Source organism: Pseudoalteromonas sp. SR44-2 (assembly GCF_014163745.1).
Lineage (GTDB): Bacteria > Pseudomonadota > Gammaproteobacteria > Enterobacterales > Alteromonadaceae > Pseudoalteromonas > Pseudoalteromonas distincta.
The window spans coordinates 77,549-102,371 of sequence record NZ_JACJDW010000005.1; the positions used below are offsets into that span (position 1 = coordinate 77,549).

Here is a 24,823-nt window from a genome sequence, read left to right on the forward strand (position 1 = left end):
TAGTGATGACAGCGGTGTTATCTAATTCAACTGAATCTTGCGCTGTTACAGGGTTACCTGCCTTATCAGATACGCTGGCTGTGGCGGTTAATGTGCCATCATTCAATGCGCTTGCATTAATAGGAGCTGTTACGTATTCGCCGTTGGTCACTGTTGCAGTTGTGGTTACTGCTGGGTTAACACCATCGCTAATGCTTACTGTAACCGTTTGACCGTCTTCAACGTCGCTAACCGTACCGCGTACAACAATTGCGGCACTTTCGCCATTACCGTTAATTACTGAATCGGCTGTTTTATCGATGCTGGTTGTAATCGCTGCGGTGTTATCAAGCTCAACTGTATCTTGTTCGCTAACAGGGTTGCCTGCTAAATCAGACACCGTTGCGGTAGCTGTTAATGTGCCGCCATTCAATGCGCTTGCATCAATTGGATCAGTTACATATTCACCATTTTGAACGATTGCTTGTACTTCAACTGGCGGGTTTACGCCATCGCTGATTGTGACGGTAACCGTTTGACCGTTTTCAACGTCAGTTACAGTTCCACGAACAACAATTGCAGCGCTTTCGCCGTTGCCGTTAATAACACCGTCGTCGGTTTTATCAATGCTGGTAGTGATGACAGCGGTGTTATCTAACTCAACTGAATCTTGTGCTGTTACAGGGTTGCCTGCCACATCTGATGCAGTCGCGGTAGCGGTTAATGTGCCGTCGTTCAATGCGCTTGCATCAATAGGATCTGTTACATATTCACCATTAATTACGGTTGCTGTTGTAGTGATTGCTGGGTTAACGCCATCGCTGATAGTAACTGTTACCGTTTGACCATCTTCCACATCAGTAACTGTTCCGCGTACAACGATCTCTGTACTTTCGCCGTTGCCGTTAATTACGCCGTCGGCTGTTTTATCAATGCTGGTTGTAATCGCTGCGGTGTTATCAAGCTCAACTGAATCTTGTGCTGTTACAGGGTTGCCTGCCACATCGGACACGCTGGCGGTAGCTGTGAGTGTGCCGTTATTTAATGCGCTTGCATCAATAGAATCTGTTACATATTCGCCATTTTGAACAATTGCTTGTACTTCAACGGGCGGGTTTACGCCATCACTAATTGTTACTGTTACGGTTTGACCGTCTTCAACATCGGTTACAGTACCGCGAACAACAATTGCGGCGCTTTCGCCGTTGCCATTGATAACACCATCGTCAGTTTTATCAATACTGGCAGTAATAATTGCTGTATTATCTTGCTCAAAAGAATCTGTAGCTTGAGATATATTTCCGGCTGAATCTACAACACTTGCAGTCGCTGATATATCACCGTCTACTAATGCTGATATATCAACATTAGATAGTTCATAACTACCATTTTCAACAATAGTTGTAACTTCTACTTTATTCCCTGCTGAATCTGTAAAGACAATAGTAACTTCTTGACCATCTTCAACACCATTTACAATACCACTTAGCGATAATTCAGTATTTTCAGAACTACCATTAACAATGCCATCTTCAGTTTTATCAATCTCTAGGGTAAGAGTACTTTGTGTATCTTTTGAAAAATTAACACTTTGCGTAGCTTCGTTTCCTGCTGCATCAAAAATACTAATTTCAGCTGAAATTTCACCATCAAGAAGTGACTCAATATCTCCACTAATTTGCCAGTTACCATTTTCATCAACTTGTGTAGTAACAACTACTTGTCCATTATTACTATCAGTAAATGTAACAGTAACTAACTGCCCGGGTTCAATACCTGAAACTGAGCCGCTTAGAGTTACATTATTTTGCTCCGCACTATTAATAACACCATCTATATCTTGCGCTATTAGGTTAGCAGCAACAGAGCTGTCATATTGAGTTTCATCGGAGGCATTTGCTGGGTTTCCAGCTGAATCTTGTGCTGTTGCAGTGGCTGATATTGTTCCATCATTTAATGATGAAATATCAACACCCGTTAGTTCATAAGCACCATTAACAACAATTGCTGTTACTGTGATTGGAGGGTTTACACCATCACTTAAAACAACAGTGACAGTTTGGCCATCTTCAATACCACTGACGGTACCTTTAATAGTAACATTTGTATCTTCTTCGCTATTTATTACACCATCTTCGGTTTGATCTATTTCAACCGTAATCGCAGCCGTTGAATCTTGAGTAACCACTTGCGTAGTTGTTGCGGCATTACCAAGTAAATCTTGAACTTCGGCCGTTACGCTAATTTCACCATCATTTAAAGTCGAAATATCAACATCTAATTGATATTGACCATCGATTACGACAGCTTCAACAACAACCTCATTACCCTCTGAATCTTTTAGAGTAACTGATACTGTTTGACCGTCTTCAATACCTATGACAGTGCCAGTTATATTAACTAAATTTTCTGAACCGCTTATAACGCCATCTTCAGTTTCGTTTACCTCAATGGTAATAATCGCGGTGGTATCTTTTAAAAAAGTCTTTTGAATTTGAGTATCATTTCCAGCTTCATCTATAGTGCTGACTAGTAAAGTAAAGCTCCCATCAGCTAAATCTATAAATGGCTCAGGACCAATACTCCATTGACCATTAACTACAGTGGCTTCGTAGGTTGCGACTACATTGCCTTCAGAATCAATTATATCAACAGTTACTACCTGTCCATCTTGAACATCTAAAACTTCACCAGCAATTTCTAACGGAGTATTTGTATTTAATCCATCTTCAAAATCGATAAAGATACTTGCTTGCGTGTCTTTTATTTTTGTTTCACTAGCTGAATCATCTTCACTGCCACCGACTAAAGAAACTTTTGCGGTTACTTCTCCGTCATTTAAGCCCGTAATATCAATATCTTCCACAGACCAAAAGCCATCTTGAACTTCGGTTGTTATTATTATTTCGTTACCATCTTGGTCGCTCAATATAATTTGAATCAATGTATCATCGGCAACATTTTCAACAGTGCCAGAAAACTCTAGAGCAACAGCATCATATTTATTTATGTATATGCCGTCACCGCCTAAACGGCCCACGTTAAATACAGGATCTCGTGTAAACTCAATGAAATTTGGATCTTCTTCTTCAGCCACTGTATCTGGTGTGGTTTCATAACCAGAATCAGGTACTAATTCCTGCGCTTGGCGCGAAATTAATTGGAGTACCATTGCTGCTTGGCTTCCATCAACTCGAGTCGTATGGGTAGCATTACTGTCAACACTGAGCTGTTCAAACGAAGTGTTTTGCCCTAAATCTGTAACAAGCTGTGAGATAATATCTTTTGGAACGATAAACTCTTGAGCACTTTCAGGAAATATAAGCTCATTACCTTCAAGTTCAATTGCACTACTATTTAATATGGGTAAGTCTCGTAACTCTTGCGGAACTGAGTCAACTTTAACCCAGTCACCATTGTCCATAACGATCCAAATATTATTTAGTAGTTCAACAATTACAACAGCTTGATTTATATTTTCCAAAGTGAATTTCCTAAATAGTTAATGAGAGTAAATAGAAACTTAGCCAAAGGTAGCTCTAATAGTTACAAAACTCAGTAAAAGATACCAAAAACAAATTTTTGCTAATTTTTGTAGTCTTTAATTTAAAAAGGTAGTTCTTATTTATAATATAATAGCAATTTTGCAGTACAAAACAACTAGATAAATGTAACTACCATATGTATACAACGTAATAAGAGGGTGGCTGGATTCAATAAAATTTATTTATTTGTAAATTTATAAATTAGCAATTCTATTGCTAATAAATTAACATCTCTAAAAGTAGTTTCATTTCCAAATTAGTCAAGAAAATGCAAAATGCACGTTTTATTCCCTTTAGAAAACAAGATATTGTTGATATGTGTAGCGCTGAGCTCACTAACAGCATAGAGCAAACATCGTTTAAGCAATTTTGCGATTTACTAGCAAGCCTTATTCATTACGATTACCACACAACACTTGAGTCGCTTAAAAATAACTACGCACCGTTTGATCCTAATAGTGACACGCGATCATTAGCGCCGGTTTCAAATGATCAAAAAGCGCAGTGCCAACGTGAATTTGCGCGCGACTTTGCCAAAGTACTCAACGCAGCTAACTTTGAAGTGATCACTAATCAAGACTTACAAGATGCATTAAACGAAGAGTCACTATTTAAAGTGCGCCTTGAAGTTGAGTTTGACGACTTTGAAGAAGTGGTTTTTTATCGCCGTGGCGAGTCGCAACTAACTGAAACCATAATCAGCTTTTGGGGCCTTCGTAAAAAGCCGCTGCACTTTACTAATTACGACCGTGTTGCGGTGTTTATTCGTTTTAAAGATAAAGCCCACTTTGAAGCTAAAAATAAAACACCTTTAGGGTTTGAACCAAGCTCGACCATAGTTAAGCTGTTTCAAAATGTACCAAAAGCCGACCTTGAAATGCTATTTCCTAATAGCGAAGTACGCATGCGCCCTATTGATAAAGTGATTATTGGCTCATCGGCTTTAGTTGGTGGTGCGGTGGTACTCATAACTAAGTTAGGCGCATCAATTTTATTGTTATTTGCTTTGTTTGCCTTTTGGGGTGGTTTTAGAAGTGAAGCTGTAGAAATGACACAACAACACTTTATTACCTTTGCCATTGGCATGGGAGTATTTGGCAGCTTTATTTTTAAAGAGTGGAGTAAGTTTAAAAACCGTAAAATTAAATTTATGAAAGCGCTTAGCGATAACCTCTACTTTAAAAACCTTGATAATAATGCCGGTGTTTTTCATACCCTTATAGACGCCGCCGAAGAAGAAGACATAAAAGAAGCCCTGCTTGCGTATACCTTTTTACTCAAATCAGAAAGTGGCTTAACTGCCCAAACGCTTGATGAACAAATAGAGGCGTGGTTTAAAAGCAAATACCAGTGCGATCTTGATTTTGAAATTAGTGATGCCCTTGAAAAATTGGAGCGTATGCATTTAGTCACTTGCAGTAATGGAGTGTATAGCGCAATAAATTTGGAACATGCAAAAACTATTTTGGATGAGCGCTGGGATAATCTTTTTCAATATAATTAACCTGCATGATTTACTTAACAACAAAAAAGCAGCTGAAACTTCAGCTGCTTTTTACGTTATCTAACAGGTGCAATTAGCTAAGCTGTTTGTTGCTTATTAAATTTTGCATGTACTAGCTTATAAAGTGCAGGCAATATTAATAGCGTAAGTAGAGTTGATGAAATAATCCCTCCTACAACAACCGTCGCAAGCGGCCGTTGTAGCTCAGCACCGGTGCCTGTATTTAGCGCCATAGGAATAAATCCTAAACTTGCCACTAAAGCGGTCATAAGTACTGGGCGCAGGCGCGAAAGTGCACCTGTTTGTATCGCATCTATTAAACTGAGCCCATCGGCTCTTAACTGTTTAATAAACGACAGCATAACCACACCATTTAATACCGCGACACCACTTAGCGCTATAAACCCCACGCCTGCTGATATTGAAAGCGGCATGTCGCGTAACAATAACGCAAGCACACCACCTGTCAGTGCAAGTGGTACGCCGCTAAATATAATTAACGAATCACGCAGTGAATTAAACGCACTGTAAAGCAGGCCAAATATAAGCAATAAAGTAACTGGCACCACCAGCGATAACCTCTTACTTGCCGATTCTAACTGCTCAAACGTGCCGCCGTATTCAATCCAATAACCACTTGGTAAATTAAGATCTGAATTTAAAGCGGCTTGTGCATCACTTACAAAGCTTGCTAAATCACGCCCTTCTACATTTGCAGTAACAACAACATTACGCTTACCGCTTTCACGGTTTATTTGATTGGGTCCTTTATCAATACTAATTGTTGCTACTTCGCCAAGCGGTACAAATGCAAGGTCGGGGTTAGCACTTTTGGGTACAGCTACGGGTAAACGTGCAAGCTGTGATACATCGCTTGACCAGCGCTCATCTAAACGCACTAATAACGAAAAGCGTTTATCGCCTTCATAAATAAGCCCGGTTTGTACACCGCCTACCGCAGCACTTACATTTTGCTGTATATCAGTTACTGTTAAACCTAACAGCGCCATATGATCGCGAAGCGGCGTTACCGAAAGTGTAGGCAAACCTTCCATTTGCTCAAGGCGTACATCAGTTGCGCCAGTAATGTTTTGCACCAAGGCTGTGGCTTTTTCACCATACTGTTTTAATGTTGATAAATCATCGCCATAAATACGCACCGCAACGTCGGCTCGCACGCCTGCTATTAACTCGTTAAAACGCATTTCTATAGGTTGCGTAAACTCATAATTATTACCTGGTACTTCATTTACTAAATGGCGAATTTGCTTAACCAGTTCTTCTTTACTTAAAGCAGGATTAGGCCATTGTTCGCGCGGCTTTAGCATTAAGAATGTGTCGGCAACGTTAGGTGGCATAGGATCGTTTGCGACATCAGGCGTACCAATTTTTGAAAAGACCTTTTCAACTTCAGGTATGTCTAAAATGGCTTGCTCTAGCTCTTTTTGCATTTTTACCGATTGTTCAATACCGGTGCCGGTAATGCGCAGTGCGTGCATGGCTATATCGCCTTCATCAAGCTGCGGTAAAAATTCAGCGCCCATATTTTTAACTTTAAAGCCAAGTGCAATTACAAGCACAGCAGCAATGCTTAGCATTACCCACGGTAACTTAAGCGATAAGCTAAGTAGCGGTTTGTAGCCTTTTTTAATACCCCGCATAACGGCATTTTCGCTCTCGCTTACTTTTCCTCGCACTAATACCGCAATAGCGGCAGGTACAAAAGTAACAGCAAAAATAAGTGCGCCAACTAGTGCGGCTACAACCGTAAATGCCATTGGCTGAAACATTTTTCCCTCAACCCCACTAAGTGCAAACAGCGGCAAATACACCAGCATAATAATTAAAATGCCAAATACTGCTGGACTGAACACTTCTTTAGTAGCGGCGGTTACAACACTTAAACGCTCGTTTAAAGTAAGTAGCCGGCCATGTTTATGCTGCGCAAGGCCTAATTGCCTTAAACAGTTTTCAACCACAATTACAGCGCCATCAACTATTAAACCAAAGTCGATTGCGCCTAAGCTCATTAAGTTACCCGACACTCTATTACCTACCATACCGGTAATGGCAAATAACATACTAAGCGGAATAACCATGGCCGTAATAAGCGCACCGGTTACATTACCTAATAACAGCAGTAAAATAACAATAACTAGCACAGCCCCTTCGAACAGGTTCGTTTTTACGGTTTCTATGGTTTTATCAACAAGGGTTGTTCTGTCGTACACAGGCTCAACCACTACACCTGCTGGTAGGCTAAGTTGTACATCTTTAAGTTTTTCAGCCATGGCTTTTGCCACTACGCGGCTGTTTTCACCAATGAGCATCATGGCGGTGCCGAGCACGGTTTCTTTACCGTTATAAGTAGCAGCGCCAGTTCTAAGCTCTTTGCCTAAACGCACATTTGCGACATCTTTAATGCGTACAGGCGCATCATCACGTTTTGCAACCACGGTATTAGCTATATCATCAATGGTTTTTAATTGCCCTGGCGAGCGCACTAAATATTGCCCGTCAAAGCGCTCTATAAACCCCGCACCTTGATTACTATTATTTAATTTAAGTGCCGTAATAACATCATTTAGCGAGAGCTTATAAGCGAGTAGTTTTTCAGGCACGGGGGCTATTTGGTACTGACGCTCAAAGCCACCTTGGCTGTTTATTTCGGTAACGCCTTTTACTTTTAATAGCTGCGGGCGAATAACCCAATCTTGCAGGGTACGTAAATCCTCTGCGTTAAATGGCGTGCCATCATCTTTTAATGCACCGTTATTTGCATGCACAGAGTAGGTAAAAATCTCCCCTAGCCCGCTGGCAATTGGTCCTAAGTTTGGCTCAATATTGGCAGGTAAATCTGATCGAATACTTTGAATGCGCTCACTAATTTGCTGGCGAGCCCAGTAAATATCGGTGCCTTCGTTAAAAATAACGGTAACTTGCGAAAGCCCATAACGCGAAATAGAACGTGTGTAATCAAGCTTAGGTATACCTGCCATCGCAGTTTCAATTAAATAGGTTATTCGCTGCTCTGCTTCAAGCGGGGTAAACCCGGGTGCTTTGGTATTTATTTGAACTTGCACGTTAGTAATATCGGGTACAGCATCTACCGCTAAATTTTGTGTGTTATATACACCAAAGCCTGCAAATAAAAGCGTGAGTGCAAGCACCATCATGCGGCGTTTAACCGCAAATGAAACTATCCAGTTAATCATGCTGCCTCCTAGTGTGAGTGGCTTGCGCCACTTTTTAATATATCGGCTTTAATTACATAACTGTTTTGCGTTACATACTCACTGTTTGGCGAAAGCCCCTCGAGTACCTCTACCCACTCGCTGTTTTTAGCACCGAGTTTTACAGGGCGCACTTCAAACACATTGCCGCTTTTAATAAACACACTTGCTTTACCGTTAAATTCTTGCACAGCAGTAGCCTTTACTCGCACAGCAGCATTTACATTTGCGATACTAACGTCGCTATTTACGTGCATGCCTGGGCGCCAATGGCCATCTTGGTTTTTAAGCTCGATTCGCGCACGCGCAATATGTCCGCCCGTCATCATAGGTGCAATAAAAAACACCTCACCTTGTGCGTTTAAATGATGATGTAAGTCGTACACCTTAGCGCTTTGCCCTATGGCGAGTTTTTCAATATTTTCAGGAAACGCCGAGAGCTCAACCCATACAGTTTCAAGATTGACTATTTGCATTAACGCGCTACTAGCAAGCTCACCGCGCTTTAAATATTGCTCGGTAATAACGCCTGTCATTGGGCTTTTTATGGTGTAATTTTGTAGGGTTTCGCGGTTGGTAATGCTTGCTAGCTTATCGCCTTTTTTAACGTTTTGACCAATGCTTACAAAAATATTGTTAACTAAGCCGGTATAAGGCGCCATTACTTCAACGGTGCCGTGCGCGGTGGGTGCTATAACACCAAATAAAGTATCTGTTAGCTCAACCGTACCTGCTTTTGCAATCTCGGTTTTAATTCCTGCGCGTTCAATTGCTTGGGAGCTTAGCGTTGTACGCCCTTCTTCTTGCTCATAATGATAATTTATTTCAGCGCCTTTATAACTTGCCATTACATCAAGCTTAAACGAGTGCGGCTCGTTTACGCTCACGGTACTTACTAAATAGTCATCTTCAGCTTTAAAACGAATAAGCTGTGGCTCTTCACTTAAACGCTGCACATTTATGGTTACGTCTAATTGGTTTATATCCACAGCTTTATCGTTATTAAACCCATATATTCGCAGCTCGGTATTACCTGCAAACTGGGTTAACTTAAGCTCTAAATCAAGGGCGTTATTGGTTAGTAAAAATCCGCCGTGCGGGCCTTGTTGTGTGTGTTCGTCTTTGTGGCCTTCTTCGTGACCTTTTTCGTGATGGCTATCAGATGCCATAGCCGTGCTACTTAATAATGGGAGTGCAAATAATTGCGTTATAAATAATGCGATAAGAGGGTTATTCATGATTGATGAGTCTCAATTAAAGGTTGGCCAGTTAAACGCTCAAGGGTAAGCAGTACTTGATATAGCTCGCTATGGATGTTGATAAGTGCGCGTTTAGAATCAAATAAAGCTTGCTGTGCGTCTAGTAATTGCAACACCGATATTTGCCCTTGTTGATAGCTTTTTAAACTTTGTTTTATAAGCGTTTGTGCTTGTGGAATAACTTGATGTGTTAATAGCTGTGCCTGCGCAGTTTTACCTTGGTAATACGCATACAAGGTACGTATTTGCTGGCGTAGCTGAATACGTAATTGCCCTTGTTGCTCATTAAGTAGCGTAAGTTGATGCTTTGCAGCCTCAATATTACCGCTATTAGAATTGCTTAATTGCAGCGGCATTGAAAATGAAAACACCAACGAGCTGGCATCAGTTTGCTGGTTATATCGCACGCCACCACCTAGGGTTAAATCGCTTTGCCCGCTTGAGCGCTGCAGCGATAAATTAGCCGTTTGCTGCATATATTGCTGCTGTAAAAGTGCAAATTCAGGTGCTGTATTTACCGCATCAAGTAGCACTGCTTCACTTTTAACAGCAGCTATTTGTGATAAATCGCCAGCATAGTAATCACTCACTTGCGGCTCTTGCCAAAGCTCGGTTAGAGCTAAGCGCGCACGCTCAAATTCGCTATTTAGCATCAGCGTATTTAAATCTACTTGGCTTAATGCATAACGCATGCGGGTTACATCAGCACTTGAGGCTGCACCCGCTTTAGCGCGTTTTTTAATTGCGTTAAGTGCCTGCTTAACGGTGTTTTTACGCTCACTATTTAAAGCAATTAACGCCTGAAATTTAAGTATTTGGTAATAGCGCTCAGCGGTAGTTGCTAAAAGTGCTAACCGAGTATTTTTATACTCAATTGTTTGCGCTTTTATATTTGCCGTGGCGTAGTTAATGCGGTTTTGGCGTTTATCACCCAGCTCTATTAATTGGCTTAAAGCCAGCGTGTACTGCGCCCCCGAAAACGCATGGGAGCCATGGGTTCCTAAAAAGTTTTCAGCTTCAAAACTCAGCTCAGGATTAGGTGAAAGCGCAGCTTGGGTTTTAAGCGCCGTTAATATTTTTTGATGATACGGGTAGCGTTTAAGCTCAGCATTTTGCTGCTCGGTATTTTTAAGCGCTTGCTTTAGCGTTAATACGTTTTGAGGCTCATTTTTTGCCAAAACGCTCATTGCTGGTAATGCGCACAGTAGCGCCACCAGCATAAGTGGTTTTTTATTCATATAGCATGTCCGTTTTTTAACAAACAAAGTTGACTTAATCACTACGCCTATTTTAAAAACAAGCGCAATTAAGCAACCTAAATATGTACATAACTAGCCTTATAACGCACAGGCGCAGGCAGTTATTTACAAAGTGTTTAAAATTAAAAACTAGCTATAAAAATTTGGTGGCGGAACATCTGGTGGATAGTTTAAACCGCTATAGCACGCAGGCAGTGTAGCTTGGCTTTGCTCAGGGCTTATAGAGTGATTTAGCGTACTGTAGTAACCACAGTGGCAATGCTGATGGGCATGTATTTCAGTAGGTGATTGCGCATCTTCATCGTTTGCATTTGTTTGAGAATGAACATGCGTAACGTGATCAACTTCTTCTTGCAGATGATACGCCGCCGCATCACAGCTAATAAAGCTGTGCACAAGCACTAAAAGTATCACGACTAAAAAGTAGTTTGAGCGCATTACCTACCTAAAAACTCTAAAATGCAATTTAAGAGATCGCACAATACCTTAAATTTATTCAAATGTAGAGAGCCGCTTACGTTATTTTCTAAATTCACTTGGTGAAACACCCACTGATTTTTTAAACCGTTTTGAAAAATTAAATATATTAGGGTACCCCACATAAGCGGCAATATGAGCAACAGGCCAGCGGGTATTTAGTAGTAAGCTTTTAGCTCGTTTAATACGTAAATAAATAAGCTGCTGCATTGGGCTTTTGCCATATTGAGCTTGGCATAACCTATGTAAATGGGGTGCTGAGTAATGCACGTGTTCGCACATAGCGTCTATTGTCCAATCAAACTGCAGGCGCTCTTCTACTTCTAAAAACAAACTGGTTAATCTGTTTTGCCCGCCTATTTGCGGCTCACTTTTAAGCGTAGTGTTTAAATAGTGGCTTAAAATAGGCATAACGCCTTCACGCAAAGTAGCGTTACTTTCGCTATATAAAAGCTCCATAGCTAAATGTAATGGCGCTAGCTGTTGATTAGTTAATACCTTAGCGTGCGCTAAATTCAAATATTGCCAGCGCTTAGTATTTGCAAGGTTTAGCCAAATCACATCCCACTTTCCGCTTGCTATTTTAACCTCAAAACTTTGCCGCGCAGGCAATATAGCTAAGCTATTTTCAGTTAATGAGTATTGGTTATTAACTGTTTTAAGTGTGCCCTGACCAGCCAAAGTATAAAAAAGCGTGTGTTCAAGCGGGTTGGTACGTGCAACACAATAATCACCCAATAAATTAGAGCAACCTGCCAGCTCTATTTCAAGGTTTGGCATTTGCGAAAGCGTGGTTAAATCAATAAACCGCTCTGCACACTCTGGGCCAATATCGAGTACATCTACAATAGTGTTACGCATAATTAAAAATGATAGTTTTGGATAAATAAAAGAGAGCTTTAAGCATAACCTCAACGCATTATTTTAGCTATATTTAAGCCACTATAATTGCCATACATGCAATAGGACACCAATGAACTCACTACAGCACATAATTAACCGTCGCGATTGGGAAAATCCAATTTCGGTGCAAGTTAATCAAGTAAAAGCACACAGCCCACTCAATGGTTTTAAAAGCGTTGACCATGCCCGTAAAAACACACAATCACAAAAACAAAGTTTAAACGGCCAATGGAATTTTAAATTATTTGATAAACCCGAAGCGGTTGATGAGTCACTGTTAAGTGAAACACTAAGCAAAAATTGGCAAAGTATTCCAGTGCCTTCTAACTGGCAGTTACACGGCTTTGATAAACCTATTTACTGTAATGTTAAATACCCATTTGCAGTTAACCCGCCTTTTGTACCAAGCGATAACCCTACAGGTTGCTACCGCACTGAATTTACTATTACGCCTGAGCAATTAGCGCAACGAAACCATATTATTTTTGAAGGCGTAAACTCGGCGTTTCACCTTTGGTGTAACGGTCAGTGGGTGGGTTATTCGCAAGATAGCCGCTTACCGAGCGAGTTTGATTTAAGCGAGCTGTTAGTGGCGGGCACCAATCGCATAGCGGTTATGGTTATTCGCTGGAGCGATGGCAGTTACCTAGAAGATCAAGACATGTGGTGGCTAAGCGGTATATTTCGCGATGTTAACTTACTTACAAAACCGCAACACCAAATACGCGATGTATTTATAACCCCAGATTTAGATGCATGCTACCGCGATGCGACTTTGCATGTAAAAACCGCAATAGATGCGCCAAATAACTACCAAGTAGCAGTACAGGTTTTTGATGGTGAACAAGCACTGTGTGAGCCACAAATACAAAGCACTAACAATAAACGTGTTGACGAAAAAGGCGGTTGGAGCGATGTCGTATTTCAAACAATTGATATACAAAGCCCTAAAAAATGGACCGCCGAAACCCCGACCTTATATCGCTGTGTTGTAAGCCTGTTAGATGAGCAAGGCAGAACCGTAGACGCCGAAGCCTATAACATTGGCTTTAGAAAAGTAGAAATGCTTAACGGGCAGCTTTGCTTAAACGGCAAACCGCTACTAATTCGCGGTGTTAACCGCCACGAACATCACCCTGAAAACGGCCACACAGTGAGCACCGCCGACATGATTGAAGATATTAAGCTTATGAAGCAAAATAACTTTAATGCTGTACGTACTGCTCACTATCCTAACCACCCGCGTTTTTACGAATTATGTGACGAGCTAGGTTTATACGTAGTGGACGAAGCAAACATAGAAACCCATGGCATGTTTCCTATGGGTAGGCTTGCCAGCGATCCGCAGTGGGCTGGTGCATTTATGTCGCGTTATACACAAATGGTTGAGCGCGATAAAAACCACGCCTCAATTATTATTTGGTCATTGGGTAACGAATGCGGACACGGCGCAAATCACGATGCAATGTACGGCTGGTCAAAAAGCTTTGACCCTTCTCGCCCAGTGCAATACGAAGGTGGCGGCGCAAACACAACAGCAACCGATATTATTTGCCCAATGTACGCTCGTGTAGATACGCATATAGCTGATGACGCCGTACCTAAATACTCTATTAAAAAATGGTTAAGCCTACCCGGTGAAACGCGCCCTCTTATTTTATGTGAGTACGCCCATGCAATGGGTAACAGCCTAGGTAGCTTTGACGATTACTGGCAAGCATTTAGAGAATACCCACGCCTACAAGGTGGTTTTATTTGGGATTGGGTAGACCAAGGTTTATCTAAAACTGATGAAAACGGTCAGCATTACTGGGCCTACGGCGGCGATTTTAGTGATGAACTAAACGACCGCCAATTTTGTATAAACGGCTTATTGTTCCCAGACCGCACGCCGCACCCTAGCCTGTTTGAAGCTAAATACAGCCAGCAGCATTTACAATTTACGCTGCGCGAGCAAACTAAAAATCAATACACCATTGATATATTTAGCGATTACGTATTTAGACACACAGATAACGAAAAACTGGTTTGGCAGTTAATGCAAAATGGCATCTGTGTTGAACAAGGCGAGCATGTACTTAATATTGCTCCGCAAAGTACACACACGTTAACAATTAAAACTAAAACAGCGTTTGAGCAAGGTGCGCAATATCACCTTAATTTAGATGTAGCACTAATTAACGATTGCAGCTTTGCAAGTGCCAAGCATGTATTAAACACCGAGCAGTTTAAGCTTATAAATAGTAATAATTTAAACAGTAAAGCATTTACATCAACTACAGAGCAAAGCGCTATAAGTGTTAGTGAAACCGACTCTCAACTAAGTATTGAAAACGATAAGTTTAAACTTGTTTTTAGTAAGCAATCAGGGCTTATAGAGCAGTGGTTACAAAACGATACTCAGGTTATTAGTAGCCCACTGGTTGATAACTTTTATCGCGCCCCGCTTGATAACGACATAGGCGTAAGCGAAGTAGATAACCTAGACCCTAATGCATGGGAGGCACGTTGGTTACGTGCAGGTATAGGGCAATGGCAGCGCACATGCAGCTCAATTCACGCAGTGCAATCAAGCGTTGATATACGTATTACATGTGTATTTAATTATGAGTTTAATGGCGTGCTACAAGCAAGAACACAGTGGCTATATACACTAAATAATACCGGCAATATTAGCTTAAATGTTGATGTGCACTTAAACGATACTCTGCCGCCAATGCCGCGTATAGGGCTAAGTACAACGCTTAACAAGCAAAGCGATACAAAAGTAAACTGGCGTGGTTTAGGGCCTTTTGAAAACTACCCAGATCGCAAAGCCGCAGCACGTTTAGGTTATTACAGCTTAAGCTTTAATGAGCTACATACCCCGTATATTTTCCCAACCGATAACGGCGTGCGTAGTGATTGCCAATTACTGAGTATTAATAATTTAACCGTAACCGGTGCGTTTTTATTTGCCGCCAGTGAGTATTCGCAAAGTATGTTAACGCAAGCGAAACACACTAACGAACTCATTGCTGATGATTGCGTACATGTACACATTGATCATCAACATATGGGGGTTGGTGGCGATGATTCATGGAGCCCAAGTACCCATAAAGAATATTTACTTGAGCAAAAGCAGTACAGTTATTCTTTAACATTATCTGCTGAATAATTTAAACAAAAATAGCGGCCAAATTGGCCGCTATTTTTTTAATTAACACACTCTATTTATTAGCGAGCTTTTTAGCTAATACGTTATCAAGAGAAAAGCTTCCCGCTCCTTGAATTGCTAAAACTACAGTTACTACTAGTAAAGTTAATGCGTATTCATAGCCATTGTTTGCCATAAATAAGCCATTACTAATATGTACGCTAAAAATAGCAATCAGCATAGTAAAGCCGGCAACTACAGCAGCTGGGCGAGTTAACAAACCAATTGCTAATGCAATGCCACCAAAAAACTCAGCGCTACCTGCCATCATTGCTAACCAATAGCCAGGCTCTAAACCAATACTCGCCATCCATTGGCCTGTACCTTCAAGCCCGTAACCGCCAAACCAAGCAAATAGCTTTTGTGCACCATGCGCCGCTAAAATAAGGCCAACTGGTACTCGTAAAATTAATGCTGCTACGCCTGCTTTTGAGCTAAGTAATGTGTTTAGTAATTTCATGAGTTTTAGTCCTGTTTAAATTTATTTAATCGTTAGGTTTTTCCTAACCGTTGAGTACAGTTTACTATCATCATTAAAAAACATTAATACGAAATTTATTGGTTAATTAGCAACGCAGTATTTATAATAATCCATAAAAAAACCGCCAACCCAAAGGTTGACGGTTTTTTATTAACGTATTACTTATTAAGTAAGCGCTAAGCTTTGAAAATTAAGCAACCGCTTGCTCTAAAATTTCGCGGCTTTCTTTTAGCGTAATAGCTTGGTTTTCGCCAAGAGCAACCATGCCGTGAGCTTCAAGTTTACCAATAATATTGTCAATAGCAGCTGCTTTATCATCGCCATGTTCAGTAAGCTGGGTCGCTACGTCAAGGCTGTGGTAAAACGCTTCAATTGCTGCAATTGTTTTCTCTGCTAAGTCTTCAGATTGCTCAAGACCAAATACGTTTTTACCCATTTGCTCAAGCTTTGCTTTTTTAACTGCAAATTGGTTACGTAATAAAGAAGGCTGAACAATAGCAAGTGAACGTGCATGATCAACACCGTAAGCGGCTGTAAGCTCGTGGCCAATCATATGTGTTGCCCAATCTTGCGATACACCAGAACCAATTAAACCATTAAGTGCTTGGTTAGCTGCCCACATAAGGTTTGCACGCCATGCGTCATCTTGGTTTTCAAAGTTATCGCCTAAAGTTTTAAGCGTTCTTAAAAGTGCTTCAGCGTAACCTTCTTGAACTAATGCTGTTTCAGGGAATGTTAGGTACTGCTCACAGGTGTGAACCCATGCATCTACTAAACCATTCACAAGTTGGCGCTGCGGTAATGTTTTCATTACATCAGGGTCCATAATCGCAAATTTAGGAAGTACTTCTGGTGATGCAAACGGTAGTTTTTGCTTCGTTGCTTCTTTGCTCACAACTGAGTTTTGGTTAGATTCAGAACCCGTTGCTGGCAATGTTAATATTGCACCGATTGGTAAAGCGCTAGTAATAGTATGCTTACCAGTAGGAATATCCCAACCTTCGCCATCATAAACGGCTGATGCGGCAATGTATTTAACGCCGTCGATTACTGAACCGCCGCCTACGCCTAATACGAAGTCGATATCTTGTTCTTTACAAATTTTTACTGCTTGGTCTAGCACTTCAATTGTTGGGTTAGCGCCAACGCCCGAAAACTCAACCCAGTCAAAGCCTTCAAGTGCTGCTGCAACTTGGTCGTACACGCCGTTCTTTTTAATTGAACCGCCGCCGTACACTACAAGTACTTTTTGATCTTTTGCGATCAAATCAGATAGTGCCGCAATTTGTTGCTGACCGAATTGAATAAGAGTTGGATTTACGTAGCTAAATTTCATTATTTTGCTCCTAGGTGACGGTTAAATACTAAATAGAATGCTTAGTTACTAGCTAAGCCAAATTTCAATGAGTGCATATTAGTAGCAAAACAAACATAAAAAAAGCCCAATAACTCGCAAAAGCTTGCCTAAAACTACCAGCGTTGTTATTTTACGCAAAACACACTCAATTAAAGATGCCTTTTATGCCCACCATAGCCAATATGTTGCAACAATACGCCGAGCATAATCAATTACTCAGCTTTGAAGGCACCATGGAAACTATCATTCCAGGCGTGTATTTTCATCGAGCAACTAAAAGCTCGCCGCGCCAGCCGCTTATATATAACTCAGGTATTATTATTGTTGGGCAAGGTCATAAAATAATTCACTTTCCTGAACATCAAATAAAATACGGCGCAGGCGACTACTTAGTCCTTGGTGTACCGGTGCCATTAGAGTGTGAAGCATTTACTGATAACGACTTACCCGTTATGGGCATTGCCATAGATATAAACCCTGCAATGCTACACAAACTCGTTAATCAAATAATGCGGCATAAGCCTCTTTCAGCCTCATCGTCTTCTGCACAAATTGGCGCAGTGCAGTCGGCAACTCTAGATACAGCAATGGAGCTCGTTACTCATCGGTTATTAACTGTTTTAAATAACCCCATTGAGGCTGACATTTTTGGCGAGGATATAGTAAAAGAATTGGTATATCGCGTACTTTGTGGTCCACAAGGACATACTTTAATAGGGCTTGCTATGCATGATGGGCATTATGCACGTATCGCCCGTACGCTCTCAACTATGCACAGTAGTTATGCCAATCAAATTACGGTTGAAGGGTTAGCTGAAGATGTAAACATGAGCGTATCGTCGTTTCATCGTGCTTTTAGGCAAGTAACGTTTGAATCCCCTCTACAGTATTTAAAAAAAGTACGCTTAGCTAAGGCTAAAGAACTTATAACTACTAGTGGAAGTAAAGCCAACGAAGCTGCATTAAAGGTTGGCTATACCAGCCCATCGCAATTTAGCCGCGAATTCAAACGCCACTTTAATAAAACACCTAGCGAAGTATTAACTCAATTACATAGTTAATTTAACTAATTAACTAATAGCTAAATAGGTGGGCTCTGCTAGTATAAAAAAATGTAGTTGAGCTTGGAAGTGCTTATGGCTGACAAAAAACATCATAAAAATACAGTTCCTAATATTTTACACGGAGGTGCTAAATACGTATTTCTTTTTTTTATTTACTTAATAGCATTTAATAGCAATGCAGGCGATTTTTGCGATATTACCCCCTTAAATAGTCAGTCCTCTCCATCATCTTTACAACCTAATACAACTTCTGAACTTCAGGCAAAACGCGGTACAAACCAATTTCAGCTAAACTGCTTGTTAAAGCGTGGCGGCGTACTTTCGTTTTTGCGCCCAGGTCTTGATGATTTTACATGGCAGCAAAACGGTGTAATAAAGCAACCATTAAAATCGGCACAAGTGGCATTTTTAATGGACTCAGGAAACTTTACAGCCATTATTACAATTGAGTCAAAACTTAACTATACACCACGCTTTAAGTGGCAAAATACACAAGTTTTTTTTAAAGAAACACAGCAACACAATCTCATTATGGGTGCTTTTTATGGGCTGTGTACCACACTCATTTTTTACGTATTTATAATGGGCTACAGGCTTCACGACAAGATATTTAAGCTATACAGCGCTTATATTTTTTGTATTGGCAGCTTTATTTTGCTTCAAGAAGGCCAACTCTATTTATTTATAACTGACCACGTTTCATCACTCCTATTTGATTTGTACTTACTCAGCATAGGTTTAACAGTACTCAGTGCTACATGGTTTATGTGCGCATTACTTGAACTAAACAATAGATGGCCAAAAACAAGTAAGATTTTAAAAATTATGGCCGGTATTGTTATGTGCTTTTCTTTAATAAAAATATTGTTCAGTAACACTTTGATTTGGCAAATAGCTGGCAACATCATGGCTTACGGCTCATTAATTATTGTGACTGTTATTTTTGTTTTAGCGGCACAACAGGCTCGCAAAGGAATACGCGAAGCAACGCTTGTTTTTGTAGCATTGAGCTTGGTGCTCGTAAGCATGATATTTAGAGTATTACTTATTAATCAAAGCCCATTTATGCAACGTTACGGATTTATTTTGGCTTTCGCTGTGGAGTCATTTTTACTAGCAGTAGCTGTTTCTAGGCGTATTAGCCGTATGCGAATCGCACAAAAACGCGCCGAAACCGAAGCCGATTACGATCACCTTTGTGGCATTTTAAACCGCCGTGGCTGGGGTAAAAAATCATCAGAGCTGATTGAGCTGCATGCAAAAAAAGGCGGAGTTTTATGTTTAATGTATATAGATTTAGATGACTTTAAACAGATAAACGACAATTATGGGCATGCCGTAGGCGATGAAGCTTTATGTAAAGTAGCCGCCTGTTTAAAAAGTATTGTACGCACCAGCGATGCAGTCGGCCGCTTAGGCGGTGATGAATTTGTAGTACTTGCCCACTTTTACAGCAAAGCGCAAGTAAGCCCAAAAACACACCATCTAAAAATAGAGTTAGATAAACTCGCCATCACGCATAACGACCAGCCTATTGCTATAAAGGCAAGCATTGGTAGCAGCGTATTTAGTGAGCCTCCTAAAAATATTGACGAAATTTTAAAAGCCGGCGACACCGCTATGTATCATGAAAAACTACAGCGTAAAGTAAAGCCGCTCACTTTAGTTGATGGCTAACTTTAAGTATTTAAAACCGTAGCTGGCTTAGCAAACTGCTTACGGTTTATATAGTGGCTAAAAATAATAGTAAATAACGTTGAGGCTTGTTTGCCAATAAAGTGGGCAACACTACCCATTACCGCTAAAATAACCGGAAAGGTAGAGATTAACCGCTCCACGCAGACCCTATATGCTGTGATATAAACGTAACAAGTACGATAAAGCCCGTCACTAATATCATTTTACCAAAAGCTCCCAGCGGGCATTTAATGGTTTTGCATCAACTGATATATTTAGCATTGTAGAGATAATAGCTAAACCGAGTAAAATACAAAGCGAAATCACCCTCGCCACAATAATATTCACTGGTAAAAATAAAGTAATAACGCTAAATACACACCAAATACTCAACGCTGTAAAAAGCGATTTAAGCATTCCAAATCTTCGTGAAAAAACCAAGTAACTAAAACAAAATAAGCCTATACCGCTCATACCATAAAGAGAGGCCACCGCTGAGTTAGCTGCAAATAATTTACCTTGTTCTAATGCTATAAAATAAGAAATAGGCCAGAGGTAATAGGCAAGCCAGGAACTATGCTGCTAACAAAACTACCAAAGCGTTTTTGGGCGAATGTTATTAGTAAATAAGCAAAGGTGCAATTATGAGTTTAAGCAGCATAAATAACAATAAAGTATGAGAGTTAAATTAAGTCTACGTGTCTATACCTACATTGTAGAGTGAATAAAAAATCATGTATGTAGCGTAATTTTTTTACCTGTAAATATTAACTAATTTATCAAAAACACTGATTAATAGTTATAAAAAAACCACTTATTAAAGTGGTTTTTTAGCTTAACTTAAACAACAGCATTTATACTTTTTTAAATAAAACCTCAGGGTTTACCATGGTTTTCATTTCAAGCACATTGCCATTTGGATCTTCAATAAAAAACGTTTCTTGCTCAAACTCATCACCAATAAAACGGCGGTATGGTTTATCTAGGTATTCAATACCCGCATCTTCAATACGTGTTTTTAACCCGTTAAATTCATCTTCAGATAGGTGAATCCCAAAGTGAGGTACTGCCACAGCTCCCATATCAACATCATGGCGAACTGTTGGTAGGCGCTCAACGCTTTGGTGTAAGGTAAGTTCATTGCCCCAAAAATCTATATCTACCCAGCGACCTTCTTCACTATTACCCGTTTTACAGCCTAGTACGTCACAATAAAACGCTTTAGCCACTTTTAAATCGCCAGCCGGAATAGCCAGATGCAAACAGTTAGACATAAATAACCCTTGGTTAACACTTTAATACATTAAATTATCGCCATTATACATAAATTGTGATTTATAGAACATTAACAGCGGTACTATTAAGCATATTTAATACCTAAAAACAGTTTAAAAAACACGCTTTTTGAATGTGTAATTACTTATAACGTTTATTTGTTAGAGAGTATTAGAAAGCGTAAAAGGATTAGTTTAAAATGCGCCGCTATGATTAAATTCTTATTTTTAAAATTCATTACTTTCTTTTTAGGTTTTGTAGCTTGCTTTGCTATGCACACTACTTTTGCACTGCCTTTAGTAATCTCTGCCGCGCTAACGGGGCTTATTGGCTCTTTTATTCCTTTTCCTGTGCGTTATAAAAACCATCCTTATGCTGCAATTTATGCTGGTAGCTTTGCCGGTATGTGCTCAACCCATTTAATTACCAGTTACTGGGAAATTGCTATTATTTCGCTCATTGGCTCAAGTTTGTATGTGCTTACTATAAATATGTTTACAGGCTTTGGTGGCAAACTTGGCAGTGTTGCTTTTGCAAGCGTGGCACTTTTTGTATTAGCTAAAGGAATCGTACTATGAGTATTGAATACCCGTTACTTGTACTGCTTGGTGCTTTTTTAACGTTTTACTTAGCTAAACATAGTCGCTTTGATGGTATAAGAGCATCCTCTTCACTTTCTATTATTGCTTACTTAATTTTTAGCGCATTGAATTTAAACCCCGATTTATACGCGATTATATTTTTTGGCGGTACATTTATTGGCATGAGCGCCCCGCACCGCTTTGGTATTTATACCGTAGCAAGCTCATCTGTTTTGTTTTCAATATTATTTGAATTTCTTGTACCAAAACTTGACGGCTACGGTGGTGCACTAGGTATTAGTGCATTTTTATCTGTATGTATTTGCCATACCTGTATTTTGTTAGGTGCCCCAAGAAGTAAAAAACCACCACCAGTTCAATAAAAAATTTTTGAACTGGTCTAGTTTCGCCCAGCATGCGCTTTAATATAGTAGAGAATTTAGAGTGTAAAATATTCATGTTTTAAGCTGTTCTTTTTCTCTGCAAGTCTGTTAAAATCTTTCGCGAACTTTATTTACCCTAAATAAAGACAATCATATATGGATTTATGAAAATGAAAAAACTAATCGCAGTAGCTGCACTATCTTTACTACCTTTCTCAAATGCTATGGCTGACCAAGATATTGGTTGTGGTCTTGGTTCTATGTTATTTGCAGGCCAGCAAGGTAAAGGCGTTAAAATTTTAGGCGCTACAACAAACGGTACTTCTGGTAACCAAACTTTTGGTATCACTTTTGGTACTTTAGGTTGTGATGGTACTGGTACAGTAACGTCTTCAGAAAAAATTGCTTTATTCATCGACGGTAACATGGAGCAACTTGCTCATGATATGTCAAAAGGTGAAGGCGAAACTTTAGCTACTCTAGCTGAAGCTTGGGGTGTTGCAGATCAAGATAAAGCAGCATTCAACGCGCTTGCTCAAGCACAGTTTTCTTCAGTATTTACTTCTGAAAACGTAACTTCGCAAACAGTTTTAGAAAACCTAAACACTGTTCTTGCAAGTAACGCACAACTTGCTTCTTATACTCTTTCTTAATCAGCTAAATTAGCCGGTTTTATACGTATAAATAAAGCCGCTGGAGTATTTCTCTAGCGGCTTTTATTGTTTAGTGATTATGAAAAAAATATTCTTTGTTTTATCAATTGCGCTGTTTAGTACTTGCATAAACGCTCAAAGTTTTAAAAATGACACCTTAGCAACCGACCCTTACTGGCTCAAATTAGGTCATTACCGTGAGGCCACATTAGATGGTTGGAAAAGTGAAGTAGATAGTGCTGAGTTTTTTTTATCTCCTATAGGTAAAACAAGTCCACTGGATGAACTTGAAGCCACTATAGCCGCATTTAGTGGTAAAAATACTGATCCAAAAACAACACAATCTCGCTGTCGGTTTCCAGCACGCTATAAATGGCTAAAAACAAAAATTAAAAATAACTGGCCCGCGCTTAATTGCCCAGAGCTTCAGGCATGGCAAAAAATAATAAACCCTAAAGGGGTTACGTTAGTTTTTCCTACTGCATTTATGAATAGCCCATCATCAATGTTTGGCCACACCTTACTTCGTATTGATGCAAAAGATCAGACTCGCCATAAAGAGTTGCTCGCATTCGCAGTTAATTTTGCAGCAGAACCAGACGGCTCAGACAATGCAGCTATGTACGCACTAAAAGGCTTGATTGGCAGCTACCCTGGTAAATTTTCACTTATGCCGTACTATAAAAAAGTACGCGAATATAATGATTTAGAATCTCGTGATATTTGGGAATACAAACTTAATTTATCTGAGCCACAGGTAGAGCTTATTTTATTGCACTTATGGGAGCTACAATTAGCTACATTCGATTACTTTTTTATTGATGAAAACTGCTCTTACCAATTACTTGCATTATTACAACTTGCACAAGAGGACCTTGATTTAACATCGTCATTTAATATGCAAGCTATTCCATCAGATACCGTTGCAGTACTAAGAAATAACAACTTGCTACAAACACCTAATTACCGCCCTGCTTTTGGCACTAAGCTTTACCATTACTCTACTCAAATGACTAACGAACAACTTGATGATGCAAGAGAGTTAATGCAAGGTGGCTCCCTCAATACTCGTAATTACTCACAGTCGCAATTAGTCGCAATATTAGAAATGGCGTATGAATGGTTAAATTTTGAATTTTACGATAAAGCATTAAAGCGTGAAGAAATTGCACCGCGACTAACTAAGCTACTACTAATGCGCAGCAAATATAAAGTAGCTTCGCCATTTACTAAGCCAAGTCGTCCTATTGCTTCTCCAGAGCAAGGTCATGGCTCTTCTAAAGTAACGCTTGGAAGAACTGAGTATGCCCATCAAAGTGACTTAACAAGCTTTGCGTATCGCCTTGCATACCATGATTTATTAGATAGCTCAGCTGGATTTATTCCTGGTGCTCAAATTAGCTTTTTTGATATTGAAGGTGCCATAAGCGATAAGGGTAACACGCGACTTGAGCATTTTTATTTATTAGACGCTATGTCACTTGCACCCGATAACCGCGTGTTTGATAGCTGGTCTTGGAACTTTAAAATGGGCTTTGATCGTCAGCCTAATAATAATATTCAACAAGGCCGTTGGTTTGCTAAAGGTGGATACGGAAAATCAATCGGTAACCCAAACACGTTACACGGCTATTTACTTGGCCAAGTTGAATTTAATAATGGTGACATAACAGACAACCTAACAACAGGCATTGGTAGTGAAGCTGGTGCAATATGGCAAATAAATAACAGTCATAAACTCGCTCTTACAGCAAACATAACATGGTTAATAGATGGCCAAGCAGATAAACACAGTGACTTTGCAATAAAGTGGAATTACTCTTTATCACGTAATTTATCTATACGTACTGAGCTTAAAAACCAACATTGGTATACAAGTAGTACATCGGCTAAATTTGCAATTCAATACTACTTTTAATCAATGCATATACCCACAAGCGCTTAATTATTTTTACAGCGCTTGTGTCGTGTATAAAACTTTACTCAATACACGTTCA

19 protein-coding genes are annotated in these 24,823 nt (G+C 39.9%); 8 read left to right on the forward strand and 11 right to left on the reverse strand.

From position 1 onward, the window contains the following. On the reverse strand, positions 1 to 3,463 hold a 3,463-nt coding region (locus H5115_RS04525), incomplete at its 3' end, for an Ig-like domain-containing protein (RefSeq protein ID WP_259396324.1). A gap of 329 nt (positions 3,464 to 3,792) precedes the next feature. Between H5115_RS04525 and H5115_RS04530 the strand changes: the two genes are divergently transcribed. Further along, on the forward strand, positions 3,793 to 5,028 hold the full coding sequence (locus H5115_RS04530; RefSeq protein ID WP_182753873.1) for a TMEM143 family protein: 1,236 nt from the start codon (positions 3,793 to 3,795) through the stop codon (positions 5,026 to 5,028). 77 nt (positions 5,029 to 5,105) lie between these two features. On the opposite strand, the gene H5115_RS04535 is transcribed toward H5115_RS04530, so the two are convergent. From H5115_RS04535 to H5115_RS04555, 5 genes are all read right to left on the reverse strand, one after another. Beyond that, the gene (locus H5115_RS04535) at positions 5,106 to 8,243 is read right to left on the reverse strand and encodes an efflux RND transporter permease subunit (RefSeq protein WP_182753875.1); all 3,138 of its coding nucleotides are present in this window, start codon (positions 8,241 to 8,243) and stop codon (positions 5,106 to 5,108) included. Positions 8,244 to 8,251: 8 nt separating this feature from the next. Continuing rightward, positions 8,252 to 9,499 carry an efflux RND transporter periplasmic adaptor subunit gene (locus tag H5115_RS04540; RefSeq protein WP_182753877.1) on the reverse strand — a complete coding sequence of 416 codons (1,248 nt, stop codon included), beginning with the start codon at positions 9,497 to 9,499 and terminating at the stop codon, positions 8,252 to 8,254. Continuing rightward, the gene (locus tag H5115_RS04545) at positions 9,496 to 10,758 is read right to left on the reverse strand and encodes a TolC family protein (RefSeq protein WP_182753879.1); all 1,263 of its coding nucleotides are present in this window, start codon (positions 10,756 to 10,758) and stop codon (positions 9,496 to 9,498) included. Before H5115_RS04545 ends, H5115_RS04540 begins: the two co-directional genes overlap by 4 nt. A 150-nt stretch (positions 10,759 to 10,908) precedes the next feature. After that, the gene (locus tag H5115_RS04550) at positions 10,909 to 11,217 is read right to left on the reverse strand and encodes a hypothetical protein (RefSeq protein WP_039490315.1); all 309 of its coding nucleotides are present in this window, start codon (positions 11,215 to 11,217) and stop codon (positions 10,909 to 10,911) included. Between the two features lie 81 nt (positions 11,218 to 11,298). After that, positions 11,299 to 12,117 carry an AraC family transcriptional regulator gene (locus H5115_RS04555; RefSeq protein ID WP_182753881.1) on the reverse strand — a complete coding sequence of 273 codons (819 nt, stop codon included), beginning with the start codon at positions 12,115 to 12,117 and terminating at the stop codon, positions 11,299 to 11,301. A gap of 112 nt (positions 12,118 to 12,229) precedes the next feature. Here H5115_RS04555 and H5115_RS04560 point away from each other — a divergent pair, with 112 nt between their 5' ends. Beyond that, positions 12,230 to 15,316: a beta-galactosidase gene (locus tag H5115_RS04560; RefSeq protein ID WP_182753883.1), complete on the forward strand. Its 3,087-nt coding sequence runs from the start codon at positions 12,230 to 12,232 to the stop codon at positions 15,314 to 15,316. A gap of 52 nt (positions 15,317 to 15,368) precedes the next feature. Here H5115_RS04560 and H5115_RS04565 read toward each other — a convergent pair whose 3' ends face one another. After that, positions 15,369 to 15,815, reverse strand: coding sequence for a DoxX family protein (locus tag H5115_RS04565; RefSeq protein WP_039490309.1), 447 nt, complete (start codon positions 15,813 to 15,815; stop codon positions 15,369 to 15,371). A gap of 211 nt (positions 15,816 to 16,026) precedes the next feature. Continuing rightward, the gene (locus tag H5115_RS04570) at positions 16,027 to 17,172 is read right to left on the reverse strand and encodes an iron-containing alcohol dehydrogenase (RefSeq protein ID WP_002962851.1); all 1,146 of its coding nucleotides are present in this window, start codon (positions 17,170 to 17,172) and stop codon (positions 16,027 to 16,029) included. 185 nt (positions 17,173 to 17,357) lie between these two features. Here H5115_RS04570 and H5115_RS04575 point away from each other — a divergent pair, with 185 nt between their 5' ends. Next, positions 17,358 to 18,254, forward strand: a complete 897-nt coding sequence (locus tag H5115_RS04575) for an AraC family transcriptional regulator (RefSeq protein ID WP_182682423.1) — start codon at positions 17,358 to 17,360, stop codon at positions 18,252 to 18,254. Between the two features lie 75 nt (positions 18,255 to 18,329). Continuing rightward, positions 18,330 to 19,934 carry a diguanylate cyclase gene (locus H5115_RS04580; protein WP_182753885.1) on the forward strand — a complete coding sequence of 535 codons (1,605 nt, stop codon included), beginning with the start codon at positions 18,330 to 18,332 and terminating at the stop codon, positions 19,932 to 19,934. Positions 19,935 to 19,936: 2 nt separating this feature from the next. Here H5115_RS04580 and H5115_RS20175 read toward each other — a convergent pair whose 3' ends face one another. The 3 genes from H5115_RS20175 to H5115_RS04590 form a co-directional block, all read right to left on the reverse strand. Further along, positions 19,937 to 20,095: a hypothetical protein gene (locus H5115_RS20175; RefSeq protein WP_240915877.1), complete on the reverse strand. Its 159-nt coding sequence runs from the start codon at positions 20,093 to 20,095 to the stop codon at positions 19,937 to 19,939. A gap of 58 nt (positions 20,096 to 20,153) precedes the next feature. Continuing rightward, a complete protein-coding gene (locus H5115_RS20180; RefSeq protein WP_259396325.1) occupies positions 20,154 to 20,351 on the reverse strand; it encodes a hypothetical protein in 198 nt (65 codons plus the stop codon). A gap of 437 nt (positions 20,352 to 20,788) precedes the next feature. Beyond that, complete coding sequence (locus H5115_RS04590) at positions 20,789 to 21,208, reverse strand: VOC family protein (RefSeq protein ID WP_010554617.1); 420 nt, start codon at positions 21,206 to 21,208, stop codon at positions 20,789 to 20,791. Positions 21,209 to 21,481: 273 nt separating this feature from the next. Between H5115_RS04590 and H5115_RS04595 the strand changes: the two genes are divergently transcribed. From H5115_RS04595 to H5115_RS04610, 4 genes are all read left to right on the forward strand, one after another. Then, on the forward strand, positions 21,482 to 21,787 hold the full coding sequence (locus tag H5115_RS04595) for a hypothetical protein (protein ID WP_182753974.1): 306 nt from the start codon (positions 21,482 to 21,484) through the stop codon (positions 21,785 to 21,787). Further along, on the forward strand, positions 21,784 to 22,173 hold the full coding sequence (locus H5115_RS04600; RefSeq protein ID WP_002962855.1) for a hypothetical protein: 390 nt from the start codon (positions 21,784 to 21,786) through the stop codon (positions 22,171 to 22,173). The genes H5115_RS04595 and H5115_RS04600 overlap by 4 nt, the downstream gene beginning before the upstream one ends. A gap of 170 nt (positions 22,174 to 22,343) precedes the next feature. Beyond that, positions 22,344 to 22,826, forward strand: a complete 483-nt coding sequence (locus H5115_RS04605; RefSeq protein ID WP_182753888.1) for a DUF3015 domain-containing protein — start codon at positions 22,344 to 22,346, stop codon at positions 22,824 to 22,826. Positions 22,827 to 22,905: 79 nt separating this feature from the next. Further along, positions 22,906 to 24,744: a DUF4105 domain-containing protein gene (locus H5115_RS04610; RefSeq protein WP_182753890.1), complete on the forward strand. Its 1,839-nt coding sequence runs from the start codon at positions 22,906 to 22,908 to the stop codon at positions 24,742 to 24,744. The last annotated feature ends 79 nt before the right edge of the window (positions 24,745 to 24,823 follow it).

What these genes read in the sequence shown, in the direction of transcription:
- H5115_RS04530 (WP_182753873.1), top strand. Translation starts at nt 3,793, where the DNA reads ATGCAAAATGCACGTTTTATTCCCTTTAGAAAACAAGATATTGTTGAT.
- H5115_RS04535 (WP_182753875.1), bottom strand. Translation starts at nt 8,243, where the DNA reads ATGATTAACTGGATAGTTTCATTTGCGGTTAAACGCCGCATGATGGTG.
- H5115_RS04540 (WP_182753877.1), bottom strand. Translation starts at nt 9,499, where the DNA reads ATGAATAACCCTCTTATCGCATTATTTATAACGCAATTATTTGCACTC.
- H5115_RS04545 (WP_182753879.1), bottom strand. Translation starts at nt 10,758, where the DNA reads ATGAATAAAAAACCACTTATGCTGGTGGCGCTACTGTGCGCATTACCA.
- H5115_RS04550 (WP_039490315.1), bottom strand. Translation starts at nt 11,217, where the DNA reads ATGCGCTCAAACTACTTTTTAGTCGTGATACTTTTAGTGCTTGTGCAC.
- H5115_RS04555 (WP_182753881.1), bottom strand. Translation starts at nt 12,117, where the DNA reads ATGCGTAACACTATTGTAGATGTACTCGATATTGGCCCAGAGTGTGCA.
- H5115_RS04560 (WP_182753883.1), top strand. Translation starts at nt 12,230, where the DNA reads ATGAACTCACTACAGCACATAATTAACCGTCGCGATTGGGAAAATCCA.
- H5115_RS04565 (WP_039490309.1), bottom strand. Translation starts at nt 15,815, where the DNA reads ATGAAATTACTAAACACATTACTTAGCTCAAAAGCAGGCGTAGCAGCA.
- H5115_RS04570 (WP_002962851.1), bottom strand. Translation starts at nt 17,172, where the DNA reads ATGAAATTTAGCTACGTAAATCCAACTCTTATTCAATTCGGTCAGCAA.
- H5115_RS04575 (WP_182682423.1), top strand. Translation starts at nt 17,358, where the DNA reads ATGCCCACCATAGCCAATATGTTGCAACAATACGCCGAGCATAATCAA.
- H5115_RS04580 (WP_182753885.1), top strand. Translation starts at nt 18,330, where the DNA reads ATGGCTGACAAAAAACATCATAAAAATACAGTTCCTAATATTTTACAC.
- H5115_RS20180 (WP_259396325.1), bottom strand. Translation starts at nt 20,351, where the DNA reads ATGCTTAAATCGCTTTTTACAGCGTTGAGTATTTGGTGTGTATTTAGC.
- H5115_RS04590 (WP_010554617.1), bottom strand. Translation starts at nt 21,208, where the DNA reads ATGTCTAACTGTTTGCATCTGGCTATTCCGGCTGGCGATTTAAAAGTG.
- H5115_RS04595 (WP_182753974.1), top strand. Translation starts at nt 21,482, where the DNA reads ATGCACACTACTTTTGCACTGCCTTTAGTAATCTCTGCCGCGCTAACG.
- H5115_RS04600 (WP_002962855.1), top strand. Translation starts at nt 21,784, where the DNA reads ATGAGTATTGAATACCCGTTACTTGTACTGCTTGGTGCTTTTTTAACG.
- H5115_RS04605 (WP_182753888.1), top strand. Translation starts at nt 22,344, where the DNA reads ATGAAAAAACTAATCGCAGTAGCTGCACTATCTTTACTACCTTTCTCA.
- H5115_RS04610 (WP_182753890.1), top strand. Translation starts at nt 22,906, where the DNA reads ATGAAAAAAATATTCTTTGTTTTATCAATTGCGCTGTTTAGTACTTGC.